This is a genomic window from Haloprofundus halobius, from assembly GCF_020097835.1.
In the GTDB taxonomy this organism is placed as follows: domain Archaea; phylum Halobacteriota; class Halobacteria; order Halobacteriales; family Haloferacaceae; genus Haloprofundus; species Haloprofundus halobius.
This window is the reverse complement of the sequence record NZ_CP083666.1, coordinates 478,441-503,089: the sequence shown is the minus strand read 5'-3', so window position 1 is coordinate 503,089 and position 24,649 is coordinate 478,441. Positions and strand designations below refer to the sequence as shown.

At 66.4% G+C, this 24,649-nt stretch carries 29 protein-coding genes; 21 read left to right on the top strand and 8 right to left on the bottom strand.

Annotated elements, in window-relative coordinates:
* The first annotated feature begins 45 nt into the window (after nucleotides 1-45).
* Together carA and LAQ74_RS02655 are read left to right on the top strand one after the other, a co-directional pair.
* Nucleotides 46-1,119: a glutamine-hydrolyzing carbamoyl-phosphate synthase small subunit gene (carA, locus tag LAQ74_RS02660; RefSeq protein ID WP_224334734.1), complete on the top strand. Its 1,074-nt coding sequence runs from the start codon at nucleotides 46-48 to the stop codon at nucleotides 1,117-1,119.
* 112 nt (nucleotides 1,120-1,231) lie between these two features.
* Nucleotides 1,232-1,501: a hypothetical protein gene (locus LAQ74_RS02655; RefSeq protein ID WP_224334732.1), complete on the top strand. Its 270-nt coding sequence runs from the start codon at nucleotides 1,232-1,234 to the stop codon at nucleotides 1,499-1,501.
* Between the two features lie 213 nt (nucleotides 1,502-1,714).
* On the opposite strand, the gene LAQ74_RS02650 is transcribed toward LAQ74_RS02655, so the two are convergent.
* Complete coding sequence (locus LAQ74_RS02650; RefSeq protein WP_425498504.1) at nucleotides 1,715-2,797, bottom strand: PHP-associated domain-containing protein; 1,083 nt, start codon at nucleotides 2,795-2,797, stop codon at nucleotides 1,715-1,717.
* A gap of 159 nt (nucleotides 2,798-2,956) precedes the next feature.
* Between LAQ74_RS02650 and LAQ74_RS02645 the strand changes: the two genes are divergently transcribed.
* A complete protein-coding gene (locus tag LAQ74_RS02645) occupies nucleotides 2,957-4,726 on the top strand; it encodes a Rieske (2Fe-2S) protein (RefSeq protein ID WP_224334728.1) in 1,770 nt (589 codons plus the stop codon).
* A gap of 12 nt (nucleotides 4,727-4,738) precedes the next feature.
* Here LAQ74_RS02645 and LAQ74_RS02640 read toward each other — a convergent pair whose 3' ends face one another.
* Complete coding sequence (locus LAQ74_RS02640; RefSeq protein WP_224334720.1) at nucleotides 4,739-5,803, bottom strand: NAD(P)/FAD-dependent oxidoreductase; 1,065 nt, start codon at nucleotides 5,801-5,803, stop codon at nucleotides 4,739-4,741.
* A gap of 158 nt (nucleotides 5,804-5,961) precedes the next feature.
* Between LAQ74_RS02640 and LAQ74_RS02635 the strand changes: the two genes are divergently transcribed.
* The 9 genes from LAQ74_RS02635 (at nucleotide 5,962) to LAQ74_RS02595 (ending at nucleotide 12,080) form a co-directional block, all read left to right on the top strand.
* A complete protein-coding gene (locus LAQ74_RS02635) occupies nucleotides 5,962-6,675 on the top strand; it encodes an HAD family hydrolase (RefSeq protein WP_224337357.1) in 714 nt (237 codons plus the stop codon).
* Nucleotides 6,672-7,460, top strand: a complete 789-nt coding sequence (locus LAQ74_RS02630) for an aldo/keto reductase (RefSeq protein ID WP_255647729.1) — start codon at nucleotides 6,672-6,674, stop codon at nucleotides 7,458-7,460. Before LAQ74_RS02635 ends, LAQ74_RS02630 begins: the two co-directional genes overlap by 4 nt.
* Nucleotides 7,461-7,503: 43 nt before the next feature.
* On the top strand, nucleotides 7,504-7,908 hold the full coding sequence (locus tag LAQ74_RS02625) for a nucleoside triphosphate pyrophosphohydrolase (RefSeq protein ID WP_224337353.1): 405 nt from the start codon (nucleotides 7,504-7,506) through the stop codon (nucleotides 7,906-7,908).
* A gap of 25 nt (nucleotides 7,909-7,933) precedes the next feature.
* Nucleotides 7,934-8,338: a peptide-methionine (R)-S-oxide reductase MsrB gene (gene msrB, locus LAQ74_RS02620; RefSeq protein ID WP_224334712.1), complete on the top strand. Its 405-nt coding sequence runs from the start codon at nucleotides 7,934-7,936 to the stop codon at nucleotides 8,336-8,338.
* Nucleotides 8,339-8,443: 105 nt separating this feature from the next.
* Nucleotides 8,444-9,601, top strand: a complete 1,158-nt coding sequence (locus tag LAQ74_RS02615; RefSeq protein WP_224334711.1) for an AI-2E family transporter — start codon at nucleotides 8,444-8,446, stop codon at nucleotides 9,599-9,601.
* Nucleotides 9,602-9,671: 70 nt separating this feature from the next.
* Nucleotides 9,672-9,917, top strand: a complete 246-nt coding sequence (locus tag LAQ74_RS02610) for a hypothetical protein (protein WP_224334710.1) — start codon at nucleotides 9,672-9,674, stop codon at nucleotides 9,915-9,917.
* Between the two features lie 178 nt (nucleotides 9,918-10,095).
* Complete coding sequence (locus LAQ74_RS02605) at nucleotides 10,096-11,400, top strand: cation:proton antiporter (RefSeq protein WP_224334709.1); 1,305 nt, start codon at nucleotides 10,096-10,098, stop codon at nucleotides 11,398-11,400.
* Nucleotides 11,401-11,464: 64 nt separating this feature from the next.
* Nucleotides 11,465-11,689, top strand: coding sequence for a hypothetical protein (locus LAQ74_RS02600; protein WP_224334708.1), 225 nt, complete (start codon nucleotides 11,465-11,467; stop codon nucleotides 11,687-11,689).
* Between the two features lie 28 nt (nucleotides 11,690-11,717).
* Nucleotides 11,718-12,080, top strand: coding sequence for an AAA family ATPase (locus tag LAQ74_RS02595; protein ID WP_224337351.1), 363 nt, complete (start codon nucleotides 11,718-11,720; stop codon nucleotides 12,078-12,080).
* A 29-nt stretch (nucleotides 12,081-12,109) separates the two neighbouring features.
* On the opposite strand, the gene LAQ74_RS02590 is transcribed toward LAQ74_RS02595, so the two are convergent.
* From LAQ74_RS02590 to LAQ74_RS02575, 4 genes are all read right to left on the bottom strand, one after another.
* Nucleotides 12,110-13,207, bottom strand: a complete 1,098-nt coding sequence (locus LAQ74_RS02590) for a family 43 glycosylhydrolase (RefSeq protein ID WP_224334707.1) — start codon at nucleotides 13,205-13,207, stop codon at nucleotides 12,110-12,112.
* Between the two features lie 94 nt (nucleotides 13,208-13,301).
* Nucleotides 13,302-13,556 (bottom strand): metallophosphoesterase family protein, encoded by a 255-nt coding sequence (locus tag LAQ74_RS02585; protein WP_224334706.1) that lies wholly within the window; start codon nucleotides 13,554-13,556, stop codon nucleotides 13,302-13,304.
* 81 nt (nucleotides 13,557-13,637) lie between these two features.
* Entirely contained in the window at nucleotides 13,638-14,354 is a 717-nt protein-coding gene (locus LAQ74_RS02580) for an ERCC4 domain-containing protein (RefSeq protein ID WP_224334705.1), read from the bottom strand.
* Between the two features lie 71 nt (nucleotides 14,355-14,425).
* Nucleotides 14,426-14,773 carry a KTSC domain-containing protein gene (locus LAQ74_RS02575; protein ID WP_224334704.1) on the bottom strand — a complete coding sequence of 116 codons (348 nt, stop codon included), beginning with the start codon at nucleotides 14,771-14,773 and terminating at the stop codon, nucleotides 14,426-14,428.
* Nucleotides 14,774-14,898: 125 nt separating this feature from the next.
* Here LAQ74_RS02575 and LAQ74_RS02570 point away from each other — a divergent pair, with 125 nt between their 5' ends.
* Both LAQ74_RS02570 and LAQ74_RS02565 read left to right on the top strand, forming a co-directional pair.
* Nucleotides 14,899-15,564 carry a helix-turn-helix domain-containing protein gene (locus tag LAQ74_RS02570; protein WP_224334703.1) on the top strand — a complete coding sequence of 222 codons (666 nt, stop codon included), beginning with the start codon at nucleotides 14,899-14,901 and terminating at the stop codon, nucleotides 15,562-15,564.
* A 96-nt stretch (nucleotides 15,565-15,660) separates the two neighbouring features.
* Nucleotides 15,661-16,047: a HalOD1 output domain-containing protein gene (locus LAQ74_RS02565; RefSeq protein ID WP_224334700.1), complete on the top strand. Its 387-nt coding sequence runs from the start codon at nucleotides 15,661-15,663 to the stop codon at nucleotides 16,045-16,047.
* Nucleotides 16,048-16,171: 124 nt separating this feature from the next.
* On the opposite strand, the gene LAQ74_RS02560 is transcribed toward LAQ74_RS02565, so the two are convergent.
* The gene (locus LAQ74_RS02560; protein WP_224334683.1) at nucleotides 16,172-16,789 is read right to left on the bottom strand and encodes a TMEM175 family protein; all 618 of its coding nucleotides are present in this window, start codon (nucleotides 16,787-16,789) and stop codon (nucleotides 16,172-16,174) included.
* Nucleotides 16,790-16,988: 199 nt separating this feature from the next.
* On the opposite strand from LAQ74_RS02560, the gene LAQ74_RS02555 reads away from it, so the two are divergent.
* The 5 genes from LAQ74_RS02555 (at nucleotide 16,989) to LAQ74_RS02535 (ending at nucleotide 21,404) form a co-directional block, all read left to right on the top strand.
* Complete coding sequence (locus LAQ74_RS02555; protein WP_224334675.1) at nucleotides 16,989-17,312, top strand: DMT family transporter; 324 nt, start codon at nucleotides 16,989-16,991, stop codon at nucleotides 17,310-17,312.
* 82 nt (nucleotides 17,313-17,394) lie between these two features.
* Nucleotides 17,395-18,462, top strand: coding sequence for a right-handed parallel beta-helix repeat-containing protein (locus LAQ74_RS02550; protein WP_224334673.1), 1,068 nt, complete (start codon nucleotides 17,395-17,397; stop codon nucleotides 18,460-18,462).
* A gap of 70 nt (nucleotides 18,463-18,532) precedes the next feature.
* Nucleotides 18,533-18,967 carry a pyridoxamine 5'-phosphate oxidase family protein gene (locus tag LAQ74_RS02545; protein WP_224334672.1) on the top strand — a complete coding sequence of 145 codons (435 nt, stop codon included), beginning with the start codon at nucleotides 18,533-18,535 and terminating at the stop codon, nucleotides 18,965-18,967.
* Between the two features lie 128 nt (nucleotides 18,968-19,095).
* Nucleotides 19,096-20,328, top strand: a complete 1,233-nt coding sequence (locus LAQ74_RS02540; protein WP_224334670.1) for a low temperature requirement protein A — start codon at nucleotides 19,096-19,098, stop codon at nucleotides 20,326-20,328.
* 110 nt (nucleotides 20,329-20,438) lie between these two features.
* Nucleotides 20,439-21,404: a QueT transporter family protein gene (locus LAQ74_RS02535; RefSeq protein WP_224334668.1), complete on the top strand. Its 966-nt coding sequence runs from the start codon at nucleotides 20,439-20,441 to the stop codon at nucleotides 21,402-21,404.
* Nucleotides 21,405-21,419: 15 nt separating this feature from the next.
* On the opposite strand, the gene LAQ74_RS02530 is transcribed toward LAQ74_RS02535, so the two are convergent.
* A complete protein-coding gene (locus LAQ74_RS02530; RefSeq protein ID WP_224334666.1) occupies nucleotides 21,420-22,625 on the bottom strand; it encodes an alpha/beta hydrolase family protein in 1,206 nt (401 codons plus the stop codon).
* A gap of 248 nt (nucleotides 22,626-22,873) precedes the next feature.
* Here LAQ74_RS02530 and LAQ74_RS02525 point away from each other — a divergent pair, with 248 nt between their 5' ends.
* Both LAQ74_RS02525 and LAQ74_RS02520 read left to right on the top strand, forming a co-directional pair.
* Nucleotides 22,874-23,701: a DUF4013 domain-containing protein gene (locus tag LAQ74_RS02525; protein WP_224334658.1), complete on the top strand. Its 828-nt coding sequence runs from the start codon at nucleotides 22,874-22,876 to the stop codon at nucleotides 23,699-23,701.
* Nucleotides 23,698-24,648, top strand: coding sequence for a DUF4013 domain-containing protein (locus tag LAQ74_RS02520; protein ID WP_224334656.1), 951 nt, complete (start codon nucleotides 23,698-23,700; stop codon nucleotides 24,646-24,648). The genes LAQ74_RS02525 and LAQ74_RS02520 overlap by 4 nt, the downstream gene beginning before the upstream one ends.
* Nucleotide 24,649: the final 1 nt, after the last annotated feature.

Here is a 24,649-nt window from a genome sequence, read left to right as displayed (position 1 = left end):
TACGAAAGAAGCACTTATTACCCCGGGTCTCATGTGTTTCTCGTAATGTCGGACGCCTACATCGCGCTGGCTGACGGACGCGTCGTCGAAGGACGTGGACGTGCACCAGGACGCGCCCGCGGAGAACTGGTGTTCACGACCGCCTACACAGGATACGAAGAGAGCCTCACCGACCCCTCGTACGAGGAACAGGTGCTCACCTTTTCGTACCCCCTCATCGGAAACTACGGCGTCCGGCGGGAGCGATTCGAGTCCTCTCGCGTTCACCCGCGCGCGGCGCTCGCTCGGGAGTTCACCGACGACGTAGCGACGTGGCTCACCGCCGAGGGCGTCCCCGCCATCGACCACCTCGACACGCGCGAACTCGTCACCACGGTTCGCGAGGAGGGAGCGATGAAGTGCGGCATCGCCGTCGGCGACGACGTAACGCCCGAAGACGCCCGCGAGGAACTGGCGAAGTGCAACGGGATGAGCGAGCACACCGACATCGGCTCGCAGGTGACGGTCCCCGAAGCGCGCCACTACGAGGGTGACGGCCCGACCGTCGCGCTCGTCGACTGCGGGGCGAAGGGCTCCATCGTCTCCTCGCTGCGCGAACGCGGCGCGGACGTCCACGTCCTCCCGTACGACGTCTCCGAGAGCACCGTCGCGGACATCGACCCGGACGTGCTGTTCGTCTCGAACGGTCCGGGCGACCCGGCGAACTTCTCGAACGCCCAGTCGCTCGTCGAGGCGTTCGTCGAGGACGACGACGTCGCCGTCGCCGGTATCTGCCTCGGCCAGCAGATCGTCGCCCGTGCGCTCGGCGGCGACACCGAGAAGATGGCGTTCGGCCACCGCGGTGTCAACCAACCGGTCCGCGACCTCGACAGCGGAAAGGTCGTGATGACGACGCAGAACCACGGCTACACCGTCGCCGACCCCGGCAACCTCGACGTGACGCAGGTCAACGTCAACGACGACACCGCAGAGGGGTTGGCGAGCGAGGAACTGAACGTCATCACGCGTCAGTACCACCCCGAGGCGAACCCCGGCCCGAACGACTCGCTCGGCTTCTTCGACGACGTGCTCGAACTCGGTGAGACGGTCGGCAAGCGCCGCCTCGTCGCCTCCGACTGAGAGCCCGCATCACGGACGTTTTTTCGCACTCACACCGGAACGGCGAGCGGCGGGTCCGTCACACGTAGATTCAGGCCTCCCTTTTACCCCGCTGGTCGTAGTACCCACTCCGATGGCCGACGCACCCGACGTTCAGACCGTCGAAGCGGGCGACGACTACTACCACGTTCGCTTTCGCGACCCCGACGAGTTCGAGACGATTCGGACGCCCGACTGGGCCGCCGACGCCGCACAGTCGGTCTCGGAGGGCAGCGAGGTCCGGACCGGCAAACGCGAGAACAGCGACGACTGGGAAGTCGAGAGCGTGCTCATCAAGAAACAGGCGGGCGAAGAGACGGCGCGCGACGAGGCGAAGAAGATCGTCGAGAAGATAGAGTCGTGAGTCCGCCGTTCGTGCTCACCGGATGACCGCGAGCCCGTCGGTGCCGACTGTCACCTCGTACCCGAGGTACTCGGAGGTGAGAGACGCCGACCGCGGTCGGCGACGAGCGCGTCCAGCACTTCGGGGCCGAGTGTGTCCGGCGCGGCGACGAGTGCCTCGGTTCGCTCGTCCAGCGGCGGCGTCGATGAGCGCTCGGTGCGCGACGAACGCCCCCTACAACGAGCGCGACAGCGGCGAGAGATTCGAGAGGAGGCGCGCGCCGCGCATCGCGCCGAGAACGGCGTACCGCCGTCCGAGCGCGGCGCTCGTCTTCGCCGCCCGTCCGCCGAGCACCGCGCTGGTCACGGCGGCCTTGCCGCTCAGCAACGCGCCGGCTTTCGCCGCCTTTCCGCTCCGGAGCGCGCCGAGTTTCGCGTAGTAGCCGCTCTGTCTGGCCGCGCCGATGGCGTAGTGACGCGCAGAAATGGGAATCGGCGTCCGCCGACCCTGTACCTCCGTCGCGCCGCCGCGAACGGCGTCGAGAATCAGCGACGCGTCGAGGTCTGCGCGCGTCGCGTCCGGAATCGTGAGTTCGGTGTACGCTCGCCCGACGAGCGACAGCGAGTGCGCGTCGCTGGCGGCGACACCGGGGTAGCCGTGTGCGTCCGCGAACCGCCGCGCGCGGCGGTTCTTGTAGCCGGTGAACAGCCACGAGTTGTACACCTCGACCGCGTCCGGCGCGCGGGAGGCGGCCACGTCGGCGGCCTCGGAGTTCTCGTCGCCGCCGTCGGGCCCGCCCGCATCCGACGAGGATTCGTTCGCGCCATTCGCGGACCCGCCGTCGGTATCGGTGGCGAGTACGTCCGAATCGGCGGGTTCACCCGCATCGGCGGCGTTCGCGTCGTCGGAGACGAGCGCGTCGAGCACCCGTCGTTTGACGCCGTGGCGACTCCGCTGGAACGGGTGCGGGACGATGGCGACGCCGCCGTGGTCGTGGACCCACTCGACGGTCTCGCCGTAGGGCCGTCGCTTCGGCGGCATCTCCTCGACGCCGATGGCCAGCAGGTGACCTTCGGCGGTGGAGACTTCGACGCCGGGGATACCGACGAGGCCGTACAGCGGCGCGAGTTCGGCCGCGCGAAGCGACTCCTCGATGGCGTCGTGGTCGGTGACGACCACCGCGTCGAGACCGATTTCGGCCGCCTGCTCCAGGATGAGGTCGACCGGGTCGGTCCCGTCGTACGACGCCTCGGAGTGGACGTGGGGATCGATGCGGAGGGTGAGCGACACGGTTATAGGAACTACGCGTGCTGCCATATAAATCATCGCGTCGCCGAACTGTCTCGGGTACCGAACCAGTCTGCGGCACGCTATCGCACGTCTCGGTACGTCTCGCGTCGTTCGGGTCGTGACAGAACGATTGCAAAAATCCGCTCCAGCGAACGGTTTTGTGTCTGGTACACGTCACCGTCTCTCATGAGTACCGACACGCCGGACGCCGGGTCCGAACTCGTCGAAGTCGGAAGCGAAGGTGAACTGGCCGATGCGGGCCGAAAACTCGTGAACGTGCAGGGGCGGGCAATCGCGTTGTTCCACCACGAGGGCGAAGTCCGCGCCGTCGACAACCGATGCCCGCACATGGGCTTTCCTTTGACCGAGGGCAGCGTCGAGGACGGTATCCTCACCTGCCACTGGCACCACGCCCGGTTCGAACTCTCCTGCGGCGACACGTTCGACCCGTGGGCCGACGACGTCGAGAGCTACCCCGTCGAACTGCGCGACGGAACAGTGTACGTCGACCCGCGGCCGACGCGCGACGACCCGCCCGCCGACCACTGGGCGAACCGTCTCGAGGACGGTCTCGAACAGAATCTCCGACTCGTCCTCGCGAAATCCGCAATCAGCCTCGTCGACGCGGGCGTCGACCCGAGCGAACAGGTAGAGACGGGCGTCCTGTTCGGCACGCGCTACCGTGAGGGCGGGTGGAGTTCCGGACTGACCATTCTCGCGGCGATGGCGAACGTGCTTCCGGCGCTTCGTGACGAGGACGAGAAGCGCGCGCTGTATCAGGGACTCGTCCACGTCGCCGCCGACTGCGCGAACCAACCGCCGAAGTTCGACCAGGAGTCGTTCGAGGCGCGCGACCTGCCGCATTCGCGGCTGAAGTCGTGGTTCCGCGACTGCATCGAGGTTCGCGACGCCGACGGCGCGGAGCGCTGTCTCCGGACGGCTATCGCCGCCGGCGCGACGCAGGCGGAGCTGACCGATATCCTCGTCTCGGCGGCGACCGACCACCGCTATCTCGACACGGGGCACACGATGGACTTCGTCAACAAAGCGTGCGAGTCGCTCGACCACATCGGGTGGGACCACGCCGAGCACCTCCTCCCGAGTCTGGTCGACGGCCTCGCCACCGCCGCGCGCAGCGAGGAGCGTTCCTCGTGGCGCCAGCCCGTCGATCTCGCGGGGATGCTCGACGATTCGTTTGCCCGATTGGACGACCTACGCGCCGAAGGCGACGGGAAGGAGTGGACCGAACCCGACGGGTTCACCGAGACGCTCCGCGACGACGACCCCGAACGCGTCGTCTCATCGCTCGAAGACGCGATTCGAGCGGGCGCGACCGTCGAGCAACTCGCCCGGGCGGTCGCCTACGCCGCCGCGACGCGCGTCGCGCAGTTCTCGACGGCCAACGAGTTCTCCGACTGGAACACCGTCCACCACACGTTCACGTACGCGAACGCGGTCCATCAGGCGAGCCAGCGCACCGACGCGCCGGAACTGTACAGAGGCGTGTTCGACGCGGCGGTCAACGTCTACCTCGACCGATTCCTCAACACGCCCGCCGCGCCGATTCCCGAGCGCGGGGCCGAGAGCGCCGACCCCGACGAACTGCTGGGCGACCTCCGGATGACGTTCGAGATGGAGGGCGAGGTGAACGACGCCGGTCGCGCCGCGGCGCACTACCTCGACGCCGGCGGCGAGTTGTCGACGCTCCGAGAGCGACTCGGCGAGGCACTACTCCGCGAGGACGCCGGGTTCCACACGTACCAGGCGCTCGAAGCCGGATTCGCACAGATTGACGAGCGGGAGGGCTCACCCGAGGAGGTCCGGACGCTCGTCGTCGCCGTCGCGCGCTACCTGGCGGCGCACTTCCCGACGCGCCGCGAGCGCGAGCAGACGTTCACCATCGCCTCGCGGTTACAGCGCGGCGAGAAGATACACGAAGGGGTCGGAAGCGAGTAGTCGGCGGAGCGCTCAGAGCGACTCCCCGATCCGCTCACCCACCCCGACGCCGTTCCACAGCGCCAGATGGACGCGGCCCTCGCCGGCGACCCAGTCGCCCGCGAAGAACAGCCCATCCGACTCGCCGCGGCGGAGAATCTCCTCGTTCGCGCCCGAGTTCGGTTGCGCGTAGCGCCAGCCCTGGTCGTCGGTCCAGTCGAACTCGGTGAGTCGGTCGTCGTCCATCAACTCCGCCACCTTCGCGGCGACGGCGTCGGCCGTCTCCGAAAGCGGGTCGTCGTAGTGCTGCTCGGACCAGTGCGGGGCCATCTGTACCACGAGGAGACTCTCGCCGTCGGGGACGTGCCCGCGTTTGCACTCCTCGCGCGAGAGCCACCCGATATCGTGCTCGCTGTCCGTGTTGACGAGCGCGTAGTAGGGGACGTCCACCTCGAATGGATAATGGAGCATCACCGAGTGAATCGTCCGGTAGCGCACCGCCCCGACGGCTTCGCGCAGCGCCGGGAGATGTTCGCTGTGCCACTTCGTCTCCGCGAGGAGTCCAGCGGTCTGCGGGGCGGGCGGTGTCAGTACGACCGCGTCGAAGGGACCGTGCGACCCGCCGTCGGTGTCGACCAGGTACCATCGGTCGCCGTTGGCGTCCTCGTCGACGTGTTCGCGGCCGCTGCCGCGCTGGATGCGCTCGACGCGCGTCTCCCGGCGCACTTCCGTCTCGGCCCGCGCGAGCAGACGCTTGGCGAGTTGCGTGACGCCGTCTTCCCACGTGTACTTCGTCTCCGGGTCGCGGTCGGATTCCGACACCCGTCCGTCAGCGTCGAACGTCCACACCGGGTCGTCGAAGGCGACGAGTCCGTCGCCACCGAGGTCTTCGACGAGCTCGACGGTGCGCTCGTCGGCGTCTTTCAGGTAGTTCGCGCCGTGGTCGTACCGACAGCCGTTCCGGCGGCGCGTCGCCGCCCGTCCGCAGACCCCGCGGCTCTTCTCCAGAATCGTCACGTCTACATCGGCGTCTCCGAGCGCGTACGCCGCGCCGACGCCCGCGGCACCCGCACCGACGATACAGACGGTGCGGGTCATCGTCCCTCCCAGTCGATACCGACCGTTGTGGACTTCGCCATCGCGAAAACGGTTGGCCGCGAGGCGCTAAAAGATTCGTTTGTCGGTGAGTTCGGGGGCGGTACGTCGACACCGCTCGAACGGCGGATGATTTTTGACATCTCGGTCGTCAGTTCACGATAGTGTACGACGCAATCATCTTCGACAACGACGGGGTGTTAGTGAGTCTCGTCGAGTTCACCGTGCTCGAACGCGCGGCGCGCGAGGCATTCGCCGACTGCGGCGTCGACGACCCCCGCGAAGACCACGTAGACGCGATGACGTTCGGCGTGACGCCCGAGAGCCTGACCACCGTCGCCGACACGTACGGTTTCGACCCCGAGACGTTCTTCGCCGCCCGCGACCGCATCGCCTCCCGCGCACAGCAGGACGAAATCCGCGCCGGTCGGAAGGCGCTGTACGACGATTTCGACACCGTGCGCTCGCTCGACCACCCGCTCGGCATCGTCTCTTCGAACCAGCAGGCGACGGTCGATTTCGTGCTCTCGCACTTCGGGGTGACGGACCTGTTCGAGACGGCGTACGGCCGCGAACCCATCCCCGAGAGCGTGACGCGAAAGAAACCGAGCACCCACTACGTCGACAAGGCCCTCGCGGATCTCGATGCCGAGAACGCGCTGTTCGTCGGCGACAGCGCCACCGACGTGCTCGCCGCGCACAACGCCGGACTCGACTCGGTGTTCATCCGTCGCGAACACCGCGCGGACTATCTCCTCGACGTCGAACCGACGTACGAGATCGAGACGCTCACCGGACTGCTCGATATCGACGGCGTGGCGGTCACCGACCCGGCACCGCAGTCCTCCGCGTTCGATGGGGGTACGGGCGCGTGAGCGACCGCGAGACGACGCTTCCACCGGTTGGCCTCGGAACGATGGGGCTCGACGGCGAGTCGGGCGTCGAGAGCGTCCAGACGGCGCTCGACGGGGGGTATCGACACCTCGATACGGCCCAGATTTACGACAACGAGGACGCGGTCGGCCGAGGGCTCGCCGGGAGTTCCGTACCGCGCGAGGACGTCGTCGTCGCGACGAAAGTGTGGGCCGACAAACTCGGCTACGACGACGTGCTGTCGAGCGCGACTGAGAGTCTCCGGCGACTGAACGTCGAGTATGCGGACCTGCTGTACGTCCACCGACCCATCGACGCCTACGACCCCGAGCGGACGCTCGGCGCGTTCGACGAACTCGCCGACGCGGGCCGGATTCGAAACGTCGGCGTGAGCAACTTTTCCATCGAGGAACTCGACGAGGCGCGCGACCTGCTGGACGCGCCGCTGTTCGCCCACCAGACCGAGCTGCATCCGCTGTTTCTCTCGTCTGAACTCGTCGACCACGCGCAGGCGCACGATTACTATCTCGTCGCGTACTCGCCGCTGGCGGCCGGGAAGGTGTTCGAGATTCCCGAACTCACGGCGATCGCCGAGAAGCACGACACCGACGAGGCGGCAGTGAGCATCGCGTGGCTGGCGGGCACGGAGAACGTCGTCACGATTCCGAAAGCCAGCGGGGAGGAACACATGCGGGCGAATCTCGCGGCCGCCGACCTCGAACTGGACGACGCGGACGTACGGAAGATAGAGTCCATCGAACGCGAGGAGGAACTGTTCCCGGAGTGAGTCGATGAGTGGCGACCGGGCGGACGACGACGGAAACGAGTCCGTGAGCCGCGAGTACGACAAACTCGTCCGCGACGACATCCCCGGGATAATCCGCGACAGCGGCAAGCGACCGGTGACACACGTCGCCGACGACGAGGAGTACCGGAAACGACTCGCCGAGAAGTTGGTCGAAGAAGCCGAGGAGTTCCGCGAGAGCGAGGCGCGGAGCGTCTCGGAGGAGTCGAGCGGTGAGCGGAGCGACCCGCGGGACAGCGGTGGCCCCGAAGAGTTGGCCGACGTACTCGAAGTCGTCGACGCGATACGGGAGGAACTGGACGTCGCCGCCGACGAACTGGAACGCATGCGGCGCGAGAAACGCGAGGCGCGCGGTGGGTTCGCAAAGGGTGTCGTGCTGGAGCGGGTCGAAGCCTGCGGCACCTCCGAGACCCGCGAACAGAACCCCTAACCGGCGTCGTCCCCTACTCGGAGCCATGAGCGAACACCAGTCCGACCTCCCGAAATCGGACGCCGAGTGGCGCGAGCGACTCACAGACGAGGAGTACCACATCCTCCGAGAGAGCGGAACTGAGCCGAGGTTCAGCGGCGAACACGTCGATCGCGACGACGACGGCGTCTACCGGTGCGCTGGTTGTGGCGAGGTGATGTTCGACTCGGAGACCAAGTACGACTCCGCCTGCGGGTGGCCGAATTTCTACGCCGCCGACGAGGAGAAGATAACGACGTTGGAGGACAACAGCCACGGGATGCGCCGCATCGAGGTTCGCTGTGCGAACTGCGACGGTCACCTCGGCCACGTGTTCTCCGACGGGCCCCAGCCAACTGGAAAGCGCTTCTGCATCAACTCGGTCGCGCTCGACTTCGAGGAGCGCGACTGAAGGGGCCGAGGCGTCGCGCGTCGGTGGCGCGGTAGTGGCGCGGCAGTAGCGCGGCGGCACCGCTTCACCCCCACGGGTTTCACGTTCGACACCGTAGCCTACGGTATGTTCACCGATAAGGACACGTCTCTCTCGCGGAACACCCTCGGGTGGTGGGCGATCACGCTCGCACTCGCGGCGACGCTGGCGTTCGTCGCCTACTCGTTCGTCGGGACGCTCGTCCTCGGCCTGTTCGCGTACTACGGCACGCGCCCGATATACCGGCGCGTTCGGACGCTGACGCCGTCGGACGGCGTCGCGGCCATCTCGACGCTGCTGTTGACGATACTGCCGCTGTTTCTCGTCGTCGGAGCCGTCACCGTCGTCGGACTCAACGAACTCAGTTCGGTCACCGGCGGGCAGATAGAGACACTGTTGCGGTATCTGCCGGGAAGTCGGAACCCCTCGCAGTTACAGTCGCTTCTCGACCAACCGGGTCGCGTCGTCGACGCGGTCCGCGGCGGACAGATACAGGGGATGCTCACCACCGGTGTCGGCGTGCTTGGAGCCGTGGCCAACGGGCTTCTCCACCTCTCGCTCTCCTTCGCCATTGGGTATTTCCTGCTCCGCGACGGTGACCAGGTCGCCGACTGGTTCCGCTCGGACGTGGCCGAACCCGGAAGCGCGGCGTACGGATACGCGACGGCTGTCGACAGGGACCTGGAGACGCTGTACTTCGGCAACATCCTGCTCATCTTCGTCGTCGCAGTGCTGGCGACGGCCGTCTACTACGCGTACAACCTCGTCGCGCCGGACCCGGTGACGATCCCGGTGGCGGCGCTGCTCGCGCTGCTCACCGGACTGGCGACGCTCGTCCCCATCGTCGTCGGAAAGTTAGTGTACGTACCGCTCGTGCTCGCGCTTCTCGTCCGGGCGTTTCAGGCCCCCGGAAGCCTCGTCATCTACCCGCTCGGCCTCCTCGTCGTCTCGTTTCTCCTCCTCGACATCCTCCCGCAGACCGTCCTCCGGCCGTACATCTCCGGACGGAAGATCCACACCGGGCTCGTGATGTTCTCGTACATCATGGGGACGATGCTGTTCGGCTGGTACGGGCTGTTTCTCGGCCCCCTCGTGTTGGTGCTGTCGCTACAACTGCTTCGTATCGCCTTCACCGAACTCCTCCACGGCGAGTCGGTGACGCCGGAGCCGACGATAGACGCGCTCGGGTCGACGCCGGAGACGGAGGCGAAGACGGACACGGACACGGACGCGAGTGGAGAGTAGTCCTGACACAGAACGTCAGGATATCGGGCGTGTACAGAGACTCAAGCCGGATTGCGACGTATGGTACCATATGACGCCAGGTCAGCGGTCGCCACGAGAGCGGGCGGGGCAGCGACGTACGCTCACCGTTCGTCGATCCGAACACCGCCAGCAGGCGGAACTCGACCGACTCCGCGAGGAGGTCAGTTGGTTACGACGAGCGGTCACGACGGTCGACGGCCGTCTCGCCGGGCAGTGCGCTTACTGCGGTGGTGTGCTCCGAGTGGAGTCCGACATGCTCTCCTGCAGCCAATGCGAGTACCGTCGGTATCTCTGATCGAAGCGATGAAATGATTCGTCGGCTCACCGGCGTCGAACACCCGGTCGGAGCCGAGCGTTCGGAGTTTCAGTGAGATTGTAAGGGCTGACACAATCCCGGCCGACCGGTTTGGAGTCGACCGGAGCACACCTCCGAGTGGACCAGTTATTTCGACGTGCTTGCGCTACACCGTCGTATGGCTGTCGAACCGTACATCGTCGCGCTCACCGTTCTCGGGCTTGCGCTGCTCGGCGTCGCCGTCCTCCCCAGAGTCGTCTCCGAGAGGCCGATCTCGTTACCGATGTTCTACGTCGCGTTGGGCGCGATCGTATTCACGCTACCGCTCGGTCTCCCGGACCCGAATCCGCTGAAGTACGGCACCCTCGCGGAGAAAATCGCCGAACTCGGCGTCATACTCGCACTGATGAGCGCGGGGTTGAAACTCGACCGCGCCCCCACTCTCGCCGGGTGGGCGTCGACGTGGCGACTACTCGCCGTCACGATGCCGCTGTCGATCGCTGCCGCCGCGTTGCTCGGGTTCGGCGTCCTCGGCTTCGCGATACCGACGGCGGCACTACTCGGGGCGGTCATCGCGCCGACCGACCCCGTTCTCGCGTCTGAGGTGCAGGTCGAGTCGCCCGGCGAGGGCGACGAGGCCGAGATGGCCGAAGGGCAACCGGGGAAAGCCGACGAGGTTCGGTTCGCGCTCACCTCCGAGGCGGGGCTCAACGACAGCTTCGCGTTCCCCTTTACCTACCTCGCCATCGCCCTCGCGACGAAGGGCCTCGCTCCCGGAAACTGGGTCGGCGACTGGGTCACCGTCGACGTACTCTACCGAATCGTCGTCGGTCTGCTCGGCGGTGTCGTCGTCGGCTACCTGCTCGCGGCGCTCGTGTTCCGCGTCACCGCCGAGACGCGACTCGCCCAGAGTGTCGAGGGACTCGAAGCGCTCGGCGGCACGCTCATCGCCTACGGTCTCACCGAGTTGGTCAACGGGTACGGCTTCCTCGCCGTCTTCGTCGCGGCGCTGATTCTCAGGGGTGTCGAACGCCGCCACGACTACAACGAGACGCTTCACAGCGTCGCCGAGAAGGGCGAACAGGCGCTGATGACGCTCGTCATGGTGCTGTTCGGCGGTGCGCTCGTCACGGGACTACTCGACCCGCTCACGCTCGTCGATGTCGCCGTCGCGCTAGTCATCGTGCTCCTCGTCCGCCCCATCGCTGGCGTCGTCGGCCTGCTCGGCTTCAGCCGCGACTGGCGTGAACGCGCCGCCATCGCGTTCTTCGGCATCCGCGGCATCGGGTCGTTCTACTACCTCGCGTACGCGCTGAACAGCGCCGCGTTCCCCGACGCGCCGAGGCTGTGGGCGCTCGTCGGCTGTACCGTCCTCATCTCCGTCGTCATCCACGGCGTGACGGCGACGCCGGCGGTCGATTGGGTCTCGGACCGCATCGAAGCGCATAACCGGGGTGCGCTCGCCGAGGAGAAGACGGTGTAACGAGTCGTGCGAATCTGACACTCCCGCCCCGTGACTTACGTATCTGGGCGTCGTATCATGTCGTATGGTAGACGGAACCCCGACCGACGGCAAGAAAGGTGGAAGCACGCTCGACCGACTCAACCTCCTCTCGCTTCTCGCGCAGGCGGGGCTGGCGTGGAAGCGCGGCAACACCAAGCGCGCGGGACTGTTGTTGGGTGCCGCCACCATCGCGCGGAAGAGCAGAAAGCTCTCGTACGCGATACAGGGGCTGTTGACGCTCGACAGCCTCCGCAAGCGGATGAAGTAACCGAGCGTCGCCTACCGAACGCGGCACGATTCTCCTCGTCTGCGGCCCGCCCGGAGCGGGCAAGACGACCCTCGTGACGCGGGTCGCCGAACGACTTGCGGCGGCGGGCACGCCGTTCGAGGTGCTTCACTCGGACGACTTCTCGCGGCGGACGTACGAGCGACTGTACGACCGCGTCGCCGAGTACCCCGACGGAGATTGGCTGCTCGACGGAACGTTCTATCGGCGCGAGTGGCAGGAGCGGTTTCTACAACTTCCGGACATCCGCCTCGTCTACGTGACGGCGTCGCTACAGACGTGTCTGGAGCGGAACCGCGCCCGCGCGAACGGCATCGACGAACGGGGCGTCGACGAAGCGGTCGACGCCCTCGTCGGGTCGGTTCCGCAGTAGCGCGACGACGACGGCGACTGACCCCGGCGTCACCGACCAACCGTCGGCGCTGACGCGACGCGACTCGGCGTCTGCGTCGGGACCGTCGGCCACCCGTTCTCCCACGCGAGTCGGTCGAGCATCAGCACCCGGCGGGGCACCTCGCCGGACCACGCCCACGGGTTCGACCGCTCGTACGCGTGATAGAGCGTCCACCAGTCGCCGTTATCGGCGGCGACGACGGAGTTGTGGCCGGGTGCCGCGAAGGCGTCGTCGCCGCGGAGAATCGTCGTCCCCGGCGCGTCGAGTAGTCGCTCCCCGTCGCGGTTGCGGTACGGCCCCCGAAGCGACTCGGCGCGGCCGACAACGACGTGGTAGGTGCTCTTCGCCCCCTCGCAGCAGGTGCCGCGCGAGCCGAAGAGGTAGTACCGACCGTTCCGCCGGACGACGTACGGCGCTTCGACGCCGTCGCCCGCAATCTGGAACGGGTCGCCCGCGACGGACAGTCCGTTCGGCGTCAGGTGGACGCCGTAGATTCCCCTGTGGCTCCCGAAGAAGAGGTACGGCGTGCCGTCCGCGACGTGCGGACAGGGGTCGATGGTGTTCGGGAGCCCGATGCCGTCGCTCTGGAGGACCTTCCCGCGGTCCTCGAACGGTCCGGCGGGCGTCTCGGCGACGGCGGCGCCGATGGCGGGGTTGTCGTCGCCGAAACGCACGAGCGAGTAGTAGAGGACGTACCGACCGCCGATTCGCCGCACGTCCGGTGCCCAGAGACCGAAGTTCCGGGAGCCGCGCCACTCCGGAATCCGCCGGAGTGCCTCGCCGACGTACTCCCAGTGCACGAGGTCATCGGAGCGGAGTATCGGAATCAGCCGCCGCGGGCGAGCGCTGCCCCAGTCGTTGTACGTCGCGTAGGCGTAGAACGTCCCGTCGTCGTCGCGGACGATCGCCGGGTCCGCGAAGACGCGGTCGTAGACGGGGTTCCGGTACGTCGACTGCGCGTCGCCGGAGACCCTGGGGTCGGCGTCGATAGCGTCGACGGCTTCGGTATCGCCGGCGTCGACACCGCCGATGTCGGCGTCTCTCATCCCGGCACAGAGACCGGCGAGCGCCGTACCGCCCCGGCGAAGCAGCGTGCGTCGGAACACGTGTCGGCGAACGGACGGGGGCGGCAAAGTCGTTCGCCGACCGGTGTCGACGAGAGACTGTCTCCGCGAACGGAATCGGAACTCGACGTTCGACTCAGGGCGCGTCCGAGTTGGGCGTCTCGTACGAATCCAACGCCAGCGTCTCGGGATCGAGCCAGTAGTAGCGTTCCCACACGGGCGCGAGGCTGACGACTCGCGTCCCGCCGACCGACCCTTCGGCGTGGCGGTGGTAATGCCCGAGGAGACAGAGGTCGGGAGAGAGCGCTTCGATCACCTCGTCGACCGGGTCGCAGCCGACGTCACGGCCGCCGATTCGGAGGACGCCGTGCGGCGCCTGATGACAGAGCACCACCGTTCGCGTCGCTCCGCGTCGTGCGTCTCCCGCATCGACTCCGGGAGTCGCGGGAGTCGAGCGACGCGCTGGGCACGGCTACTCGCGGCTCCGGAACGCCTTGTGGATGGCCCGCGCCCGTATCTCGCCGACGCCCTCGATTCGCTGGAGGTCGGAGACGGTCGCCGAGAGGACGGCTTCGACCGTCGGGTAGGCGTCGTACAGCGCCGCCGCCGTCGTCGGGCCGACGCCCTCGATACAGCCGTACATCCGCTTCGTCACCGGTTCGTTCCGGTTCGGCACGGCGCCGGCGCGGAGCGGGCGAGTCGACGGCGATTCGAGGTGCTTGCGGCCGAGTCGAACCGCGAAGTCGACGAGCAGTCGCTGCGTCCCGCACGGAATCACCGGCGTCGCTTCGCGGGCGGTGATGGAGGCCATCGACCCGCGAATCGCGCTCGCGCGGTCGCCGAACTCCTCCACGTCCGCGAAGTTCCCCTCCAACAGGACGTACGAGTGCGGGTAGGTGGCGTTCATCCTCTCGACCTGCTCGCCGAGCGTGGTGCCGGAGCGCCGAAAGATCGAACTGGCGTAGTCGCGCACCGTCTTTCGCTCGAACGCTACGCGCATCGACCCGTCGTCGGGGTCGAACGACCCATCGGGTCGGGTCAGCGCTTCGCGGGCGTCGCGAGCGTCGCCGACGACGATGTCGCCCGAAGCGAGTCGCGAGACGTTCACCTCCGTGACGTCGTCGTGCGTGCGAACCGCCGAGACGAGCGCCGACGGTTCCCTGTCGTCGACCGAAACCGAGACGTGCATCTGCCGATGACTACGACGACCACCGTCACGAATGTTCCGCCGAGCGGCGGGACGAGAGTCGACTCGATTGGCTACAGAATCCGGCGGTAGTCGTACTCGCCGCGGATGTTGTCGTGGAAGTACCGTCCGCGGGAGGACGCGCGGAGGAGTTCCTCGTACGTCTCCTCGGCGACATCCTCGTACTGATAGACGCCGCCGCTGTGGAATTCGAGTTCGAGCGCGCCCGTGTCCTCGTCGTAACCGACGCTCCGCAGACTGCTCGAACTGACGGGCAGGCGCGTTCGCACGACGAGTTCGAGCCCGTCGTACGGGACGTATCCGACCTGTCGTTCGTCGCCGTCGTAGAGCACCACTCCGTGGTCGCGTTCTCGAACTTCGGCGCACTCCACCTCGCGGCCGTCCTTCGTCACCGCTTTCATAGTTCGGCAGTCGGCGTCGAAGCCCGTCAATCGTCACCCTGACCGCTAGTTTGGTCTCTCGATTAGAGTGTCAGATTCCAGAGAGAACAGACAGCAGTATGTACTCGCAGGTACACCCCACGAGTATGAGTGTCAACGTCACGTTCACCATCCCGACGCAGGACTGCGCGTTGGGGCGCTCGATCGGCGACGACCCGCAGACACGCATCGAAATCGACAGAGTCGTCCCGACGGGGGACACGGTGATGCCCTTCTTCTGGCTGCTCAACGGCGAGTCGGACCACTTCGCGTCGTCGGCCCGGTGCGAACCGGCCATCGACCAGATAAACATCGTCGACCGAGTGGACGACGGGGCGCTTCTCAGCGCGCGGTGGAACCACGGGGCCGCCGGAACGCTCCGCGGTATCGTGGAGAACGACGGAACCCTCCTCGAGGCGCGGGCCAACTCCGTCGAGTGGCACTTCTCGGTCCGGTTCGCCGACGGCGACAGAGCGACCGCGTTCACGCAGTTCTGCCGCGAGAACGAGATACCCATCTCGCTCACGCGCGTCTCCGCCTCCACGGACCGACGGCTCGACCCGCTCGGCGACATGACGCCCGAACAGCGCGAGGCGATGGCCGTCGCGTATCGCGCCGGCTACTTCGACGAACCTCGCCGGATAACACTCGACGAACTCGCAGCGAGATTCGACATCTCCCCGCGCGCCGTCGCCGGGCGACTCCGACGCGGGCAAGCGAAACTCATCGAAGCGACTGGACTCGCCGACAGCGCCCAGTCGAAACCGGCGTAATAGGGTGGTAGAAGGCATCTCTCGGAGGTCGTTATAACGGTCTTCACGGGTGAACGGCCAAACCCAACCGGACTCGTCACCAACAGTCGTGCAACGATGACGCCAACCGACGACGACTCCGGTATCACCCAGTCGTCCGGGGACCACGACGGTCCGCCAAACGGTCCCCTCGGTGAGTCCGACTACGTTTCGACCTCGAACGCCGACGAACCGATCACGACCGAGGTCCGGTACGAGGTACACGACGGTCAGTCGACGAGCGAAGCGGTCGTCTTCGCCGTCGCCGAGGCCAAAGGCTGCAACGCGCTCGAAGTCGACGAACCGCTGTACAACTGGATAGACCCCGACGCGCTCGACGCCGTGTTCCGGCTGCCGAGGGAGGACGTGTCCGCCGACCGCCTGTTTTCGTTCCAAGCGTACGGCCGAGAGGTGACCGTCGTCGACACACGAGCCGTGCACGTCTCCTACCCGCTCGACACCTGAGTTGTCCCGTTCACGACACCCGCAGTACCCACCGTCTGGGCGTCATCTCCGGAGACAGCGACGGCGAGACGAAGCCTCCGAACACGACTCTGCAGGCCCGTCGGCGAGGCAGCGAAACCCGAAATCAGTAGTCGGGAAGATCGAACCGTCGGGCCCACAGCGACTGAAGCGGTGCGATGAGAAACGGCGTGACGTAGGCGAACGTGACGTCGACGGCGGCGACGCCGACGGAGAGCCCGAACACGGTCGGCGCGATGAGCGACCGGAGGACGACGAGCCGAGTCGTCCGAGAGCCGAGTTCGGGTTCGAGTAGGTCGTTCGAGGCCGTGTACCACCAGAGAGTCGCCGTGAGGAGACCGATAACCGTGAAGTTGAACGCGTAGAGCGTCCACGCGACCGCCCCGCCGTAGGTTCCGAGCAGTTCGGTGGGAAACGGGAGAAACGAGACGAACAGCAGGTAAACGAGGTTCAGGTAGAGCAGCCGTCGGTCGTAGTCGACGACGCGTCGAAAGAGTTCGTGGTGTACGACCCAGTAGAAGCCGACGCTGAAGAAACTCAGGAGGTAGCTGAAGAAGAGCGTGCGCATCTCCCACAGAGTCGTCAAGACCTCCGCCTCGGACCGTCCACGAGGAGTGACCGGAACCTCGAACTGCAGGACGAGTAACGTGAGGACGATGGCGAACAGGCCGTCGCTCAGCGCGTCGATTCGTCCCCGTGCGTCCGGTGGTTCGCGTCGACTCATCGCGGGGAGTCTCCACGCGAAGCGGTAAGCCACTACTGTCGGAAGCGGGAGCGTTGCCGGTGTCGATGACGGACGAGACGCGTCGCCGAGCGGGAGCACTAGCGCCGGACGGCGAAGCGCGAACAGCGGCGGTAGCGGCCGAATACTGAGCGAGGCGGAGAACACCAGCGTCTTGTGCCGCTCCGTCCGAGGGAGAGATATGTCGTGGTTACTCCTCCTCGTCGCGGGCGCGTTCGAGATGGTGTGGGCGCTCGGACTGAAGTACACCGACGGGTTCACCGAGTTCTGGCCGAGCGTCGGCACGCTCGGGGCGATGGCGGTGAGCGTCTACCTGCTCGCCCAGGCCGTCGAGAACCTCCCCGTCGGCACGGCGTACGCCGTCTGGACCGGTATCGGCGCGGCCGGCACCGCCATCGCGGGCATCTACCTGTTCGACGAACCGTTCACCGCCGCGCGCGTCGGGTTCGTCGGCCTCATCGTCCTCGGCGTCGTCGGACTGCAAGCGACCGGTGGGGGTCACTGAGGGGAAGCGGTTACTGACAGCGGGCAAACGCTCTTTTCGTCGGTCGTGGACCGGACCGTATGCCCGGAGGTACCGTACGACCGTGACCGACGTCGGACAGGCACTGCTGGTCGTCGCCGTCGTCTGTCTTTCGCAGGCGTGTCTCGGCGTCGGCCCGACGCAGGTAGAACAAGAGGGAGCGACGCCCATCACGGAGTGCACCGAGCTCACCGAACCCGGCCACTACGAACTGACGCGGAACCTGACGACCGACGCGGGACGGTGTCTCGTCGTCACCGCGGACGACGTCGTCGTCGACGGCGGCGGCCACGCGGTACGCGGCGAGGGTCGGTTCGGCACCGCGGGCGTCGTCGTCGGGTCGTGGGAGCGCCCGACGAGAAACGTCACCGTCGGCGGCCTCACCGTCTCGAACTGGGACGACGCGGTACAGGCGACCCGAGCCACAGAACTCCGCGTGGAGGGGGTCACCGCGCGCGAGAGCCGGGTCGGGTTCGGGCTTCGGTCGGTCACCGACAGCGTCGTGAGCGACGCGACGGCGACGAGAAACAGCGTCTACGGCGTCTCGCTTCTGGACCGGACCCGGTCGACCCGCCTCCGGAACGTCACGGCGACGGAGAACGCGCTGTTCGGCGTCCACGTCTCCAGCGGCCCGACGAACACGACGCTCGCGGACGTACGAGCGGCGCGGAACGACCACGGCATCGCGCTCGTCGGGAGTCGGAACACGACGGTTCGGGACAGTCGCGCGGTCTCGAACCGCGTCGCGGGCCTCTGGCTGTCCGCCGCGCACGGGACGCGGGTGACGAACACGACGCTGACGAACCGGCTGTACGGCGTCGCGCTCACCGACGGGACCGCCGAGACGACGATCGCCGAGAACACCGTCGTCGGCAACGCGGTCGGCGTCCGCCTCCGCGACAGCGACCGAAACCGAATCCTGAACAACAGCGTCCGGAACGGCCGCGACGGTATTCTGCTCATCGAGAGCGACGGCGCGCTCGTCGCCGGGAACGAACTGCGGAACAACAGTCGCGCGATCACGCTGCTCGCGTCCGACGACGTGCGGGTCGTCGAGAACTCGTTCGTCGGCAACGAGCGGCGGGTCGCGGTCCGGCGCGGGAGCGAGAACGTGACGGTCGAAGGCGGGTGAGTCGGAGACGCGAATGACTGGGGCCAAACCGACGGCGGAGCGTTTTCTCCCCGGCGTCCGTACAACCGGTATGAGCGACAGAGACGACGCAAGCGGCGAGCGTGACACGGGCGACGCCGACGACACGCTTTCGGCGGAAGTCGAGGCGCGAATCACCGCGAAGCCGATGATGGCACATCTCGCGACGTGCGTCGACGGACGGCCGCACGTCGCCCCGGTCTGGTACCACTACGACGAGGGGACGCTTGAGCTACTGACGACCGGCAAGAAGCTCGAAAACGTCCGGAACAATCCCCGCGTCGCCGTCTCGGTACAGGAGGACGACGCGGGGCGGGCGAAGTGGCGCGTCACGCTGCTCGGGACGGCGACGGTCGTCGAAGGTGACGAGGAGACGGCGGCGGCCGCCCGTCGCATCAATCCGAAGTACGGCGCGGAACCGGACGCGTGGCCCGAGAACACGCTCGTCCGCGTCGACGTCGGGACGGCGACGTACGAATCGTACTGACCGGTCGACTCACCGTCGGCGCGGCCAGTCCCGGCCGGCGGACGGTCAGCCGTGGTAGTCGACGACACGGTTATCTCGGCGGGTGAACTCTAGAGTATCGTTACTGCAGGTACCATCAGAGCACAGACATGAAGACGAGATTCCCGCTCTCCAGAGGGTTGGGGCGGCCGCTGTCAGTATACACCGACGAGGGCGAGGCGGTGCGGCACGCGACGTGGCTGGAGCTGTTCTTCGACCTCGTCTTCGTCGTCGCCGTCGCCGAACTCGCCAGTCATCTCCACGGGAATCTGACAACGGTGGAAGTGGGGCACTTCGCCGCGCAGTTCCTGCTCGTCTGGTGGGTCTGGCTGGCGTACAGCTACTACGCCGACCTCTACGACACGACCGACACGTTCTCGCGACTGGCGACGATCGTCGCGATGTTTCTGGTCATCTTCCTCTCGGAGACGGTGACCGACGGACTCCACGGCGGGTCGTTCGCGTTCGCGCTCGCCATCTTCCTGCTGCGGCTGTTCCTGACGGGGTTGTACCTCCGCGCGCGCAGTATGGACACCGAGGCGAGGGCGTTCCACAACTACTGGATCGCGTCCGACGCGCTGACGACGCTCGTCTGGGGGCTCTCGCTGTTCGTACCGCCACCGGGGCGCTACGGTCTCTGGATCGCCTCATTCGTCATCAGCATCGCCGGGGTGTTCGTCGTCTACCTCGGGTTCAGCGAGGTGCTCGTGCAGGTGTCGCACTTCCCGGAGCGACTGGGGCTCATGACGATACTCGTCCTCGGCGAGACGATCATCGCCGTGTCGGTCGGTACCGACCTCGATGCGACGCTCGGTGACGTCGAACCGATGGGGATAGTCGCCGCGGCGTTCGGCTTCTCGATCTCGGTCTGTGCGTGGTGGCTCTACTTCCGTCACTTCGACGAGGGCCTCATCGACCGCCTCCTCCGCGTCGAGACCGACGACTGGCTCCGGGCGAGAGAGCGCGGCCTCGTCTACGTGTTCAGCCACTACTTCGTCCACGCCGGCATCGTCGCCGCGGGGGTCGGCGTCGGTGCTGCCATCGAGGCGACGATACACCACCACGCGCTCGCGCCGGGCGGCCTTCTGGCGCTCTGTCTGGGGACGGCGGCGTTCATGCTCGGGAGCGGTGTCTGTCACCGGGCGACGCCCTCCGCGATAGACACCGTCGTGTTCAGAGCACGTGTCGGGATAGCGGCGTTACTCTGCTCGCTCGTCTTCGTGGGGGAGCTGCTCGACCCGGTGACGCTCGTCGGGGTCATCTCGGTTATCTTCGTCGTCGCCGTCGTCTTCGAGGAGGTCCAACCCAGACGGCGGGCGGCGCTGACGGGGGTGCGGGCGTGAAGCTACCGACAGCGCGTCGAGGGTGGGACGCGAAACGGAGAGAACAGACAGGTTCGAGGGGTAAAGCCGCCAAAAACCGGAGCAAATCGGAGCGAACGGAGTGATTAGAAATGGACGATATCATCGAGATGTGGAGAGACGTGCGGATGGTGATGCTCACCGTCGTCATCGCGGCGGTGTACGCGGCGGCGCTGATTCCGTCGCAGGGGCTCGTCATCGTTCCGCACCTGACGACGGTCCGACCGGGGAACGTGTTCCCGGTCGTGTTCAGCCTGCTGTTCGGCCCGGCGGCCGCGTGGGGGTCGGCGTTCGGCAACCTCTTCAGCGACATGTTCAGCGGCACGCTCACGTGGGGGTCGGCGTTCGGCTTCGTCGGGAACTTCTTCTACGGGTTCGTCGCCTACCGACTCTGGGGGAACCTCGGTCGCCTCTCCAGCGGCGAGGAGCCGACGATGCGGTCGACGAAGCAACTCGTCGAGTTCCTCGTCGTCGCGCTCGTCGCCTCGACGCTGACGGCGGCCATCATCGCGTGGGGCGTCGACCTCCTCGGCCTCGTTTCGTTCTCGGTGCTGGCGGTCATCATCACACTCAACAACTTCGTCGCCGCTGCGCTCCTCGGACCGCCGCTCCTCTACCTGCTCTACCCGCGGGTCAAGGAGGCCGGACTGCTCTACCCGGAGTTACTGGAGCGTGCCGAACTACGGGTCGTCTCGCAGCGACAGTACAGGGCCGCGACGGGACTCGCCGTCGTCGCAATCGGATGGACCGTCGTGGGTGTCGCCGTCGGCGTCTTCGTCGAAGGGGTTCCGGTCGGAACGGTACTCGGCAGCGACGCAGCAGTCGGCGGGTCGTCGCTGGAGGCGGCGCTCGGCGGCGTCGCGTTCGTGCTCGTCGTCGGGCTCGCCGCGCTCACGGTCGAACGCCTCTCGTCGCTTAGCGGTGGTGACGAGGCGACAGCGGTGGAGCAACTACTGGTGGTGTCCCGAGACGATTCGATGGAAGACCCGTTCGACGACGCCATCGGTGAGGTCGTCGACGACTCCGGAGAGGGTGCGAGCGACGAGTGGGAGGACTGACCGACCGCCTCGTCGTCACGCCGCTGCGAGCGTCCCGTCGAACCAATCGTATATCTCGCCGTGCGCCAGCGAGAGGTTCCCGACCTGACAGTGTTCGCCCGCACCCTCGTCGGTGGTGAACACGCGCGTCGTCGTCGGCCCGGCGATGGCGTCGGCGAACTCGTAGACGAGCGGCAGCGGCATCAGGTGGTCGTCCTCACCGGCGAGCGCGAGCGTGGGACACGTGATTCGGTCGGCCACGTCGCGAAGCGAGTACTCGCGGAGCGTCCGCCGGAGGTTCGCGGCGTCGGTGCCGAACACCCACCGAGAGTTCTCCATGCGCCAGCGCGACCCGGCATCGACGCGTGCACCGAGCGCGGCCATCGCGTTGACGAGCACGCCGGGAGCATAGTCGACGAGCGCCGCGAGCCGTTCCTGACCGTGCGCCGCCGCCGCCCAGAGGTCGAAACAGTGGTCGAAGGCAACCACCGCGGCGATGCGGTCGTCGAACGCCGCCGCCCGCGGCGCGTAGTAGCCGCCCATGCTCGCGCCGACGACGCCGATTCGGTCGGCGTCGACGCGGGAGTCGTCGACGAGCACGTCCAGCACCGGCCCGAGCACGTTCTCCCAGTCGGTCCGCGCCTTCACGTCCTCCAGTCGGAGCGGTGCGCCCTGCCCCGGTCCGTCGAAGACGAAGCAGGCGTACCCACGTTCGAGCGCCGCCGGGACGCCGCAGAGAAAGTAGAGTTCCTCGGCGAGCGAGTCGAAGCCGCCGAGACAGACGACCGTCGGGCGTTCGGTATCGTCACTTGCTGGCGGATCATCGGGGGTGAACAGGTAGCCGGGAAGTTGTGTGTCCTCGTACGGTATCGCTACCTGTTCGACCGAGGCGTCGAGATACCCGAGTGCGCGCCGGAACGCCTTCCGACCCCGTTCGTACGTCGGGACGCGCCGGGAATCGTCGCCGTCGAGAAAGAACTCGGCGGTCCGGTAGTAGTTGTGCGCCCGCAGAAACGCGTCTCGTGCCGTCTCGTCGTGACCCCCCGCCTCGGCGTACTCGCCGGCGACGGCGACCCGGTCGGCGGTCCGCCGCCACTCGGTGTACCACGCCTCGAAGTCGGTGCCGTCGATGCGCTCAACGGTCGCCAGACACTCGCCCGGTTCGGCCCCGCGGTACGTCGCGTACGCCATCGCGCGGAGGGTCTGGTAGTCGAACGTCGGGTCCGAGAAGTGAACGCGCATGAATCACGTAGCTTGTTCAGGCCGATAATGATTGTCTTGTGTCCGAAGCAGTAGCTGTTCGTCCCGATAGCATCGAACACCCTCGGAATCGAGAGAGGTGACCGCTCCTCGCGAAGTTCGGTCGAACGTATCTTCCACTTAGACGCTCCCACACACCTGAAAAAGGGATTTCTCGGTAGATGTCGGATAGACTACCCGTAGGTGATGAGATGGACGCTGAGAAAACTCACCGGCGGGAGCGAAGGTTGTTGACTATCCTACTCGGAGGGTTTCTCTGGTATTATGGTGCCTTTCTCTTCGTCCCCTATCTCTTCGCGTACGGCTACATAGCCCGCTCGATTCGAGCCGAACTCGAAGGGGGCGAGACGCCGGAGTTCGACGGCTGGAGAGCGTTACTCGAAGACGGCGTTCGGGTCTACGCGATTTGGGTAGTGTTCGCCTTTCTACTGATGCTGAACTGGTGGTGGACGTCCGAAAGCGGCGCGAACGGAACGGTCGTCGTTTCTCTCGTCGGGACCGTTCTGGGTGGTGGTGTGCTCTTCTCGATACTGCCGATGTTGGTGGGAAGACAGTTCGACTTCACCGGGATGGTCGGCGAACCGGTGGCCCAGTCGCTCGACACGTACCTCCTCCTGGTAGTGATTCTCTATATCGCTCCCGCGATGATCGTCCACGTGACGCAGGAACGGAACCTCTTCGCTGGGTTCTCCTTTACAACGTTCCGTCCGGTTCTCTTCGAACCGTGGTATGCTCGCGCGTGGTTCGGATTTTTCGTCCGCTGGGTCGCGAGTGCGGTACTTCTGTACTACCCGCTGCTCTACTCGCAACAGGTCGACTTAGCTCGCGAATTCGCCGGGTTTCTCCTAATTCCGGCGCTCGCACGCGACTTCTCGGAGTATTTCGTCTTTGTCGCGTACGCCGTCAGTTTCTACCTTCTCGTCTCTGCGTATTCGGCTATTGGCCGCGCGTGGCGCGAACAGCGCGAACGACAGGCGGTCGCTGAAGGCGGTCGAACTCCAGAGGACGCGATAGCTGGCGATACGAGCGGTTCGAAGACGGGTGGAGTCAGCGAATGACTCGAGCTCGCCCCTCGGCGCTGCTCGGCGACGAGAATCAGGTTCGGACGCTTCTCCTCGGGGTGTTTCTCGCCGCGATGCAGACGACGCTCTCGACTATTGTACTGGTAGGGTACGTTGCACGACTGCTCGGTGACGGATCGGCTAGCTTCACCGACTGGCGGCGACTACTCGAAGACGGGTTCCGAGGGTTCGTCGTCTGGCTGTGTTGGAGTACCATCCCCTTCGCGGCGCTCGTCGCCTGGTATCAGGCGTATCGGTTTACCACCTGGAGCGGTAGTGGATACGCACCTGCGTCAACGTATCTCGCGACCATTCTGGGCCTCGGAACGACGAGTTACGAGTCCAGAATCGTCTTCGAGGGACTCTTCGAACTGTTCGGCGGCGTTGTCTTCCAGTGGATGGTCGGACGACCGGGCGTGTTTTTCGACCAGCAAGCGATTGCGTCGCTCGAATTTCTCTTACTCGTGGTGTTTGTCACAACCGGCGTTGTCGCGCTGTACCTGTTTCCGGCCTCGTTCGCATGCGTCGCAGAAGCGAGGTCGCTCCGCGCTGCGGTCGGTCGAAACGTGTTCAGAACGGTGCTTCGGAGCAGGTATCTCCTGCTGTGGCCGCTGGTCGTGCTGACGTGGACAGTCGGCGCGGTCCCGGAAGCAGTCTGGTTGGTGTGGCGGCGCTCACCGGCGGTGGTCTCTACTGTGGAGTACCGGGTCGCCTACGTCGACGTCCCGCTCGAATTCGACTGGTTCGTCGTAAACGAACTGCCGGTCGGCGTCGTGCCGAGGCCCTTCGGACTACTCGCCGTCTCGACACTGCTTCTCGTCTCGGCGCTTCGTTTCCTCAGTCTAGTGGTCGGATACGCGATTCTCCGACGCGCGGTTCGAGCGCCGAACGAAGAAACAGAAATCGTTGCGACACCGGAGCTCGGACCGGTGACGGATCGGTGAA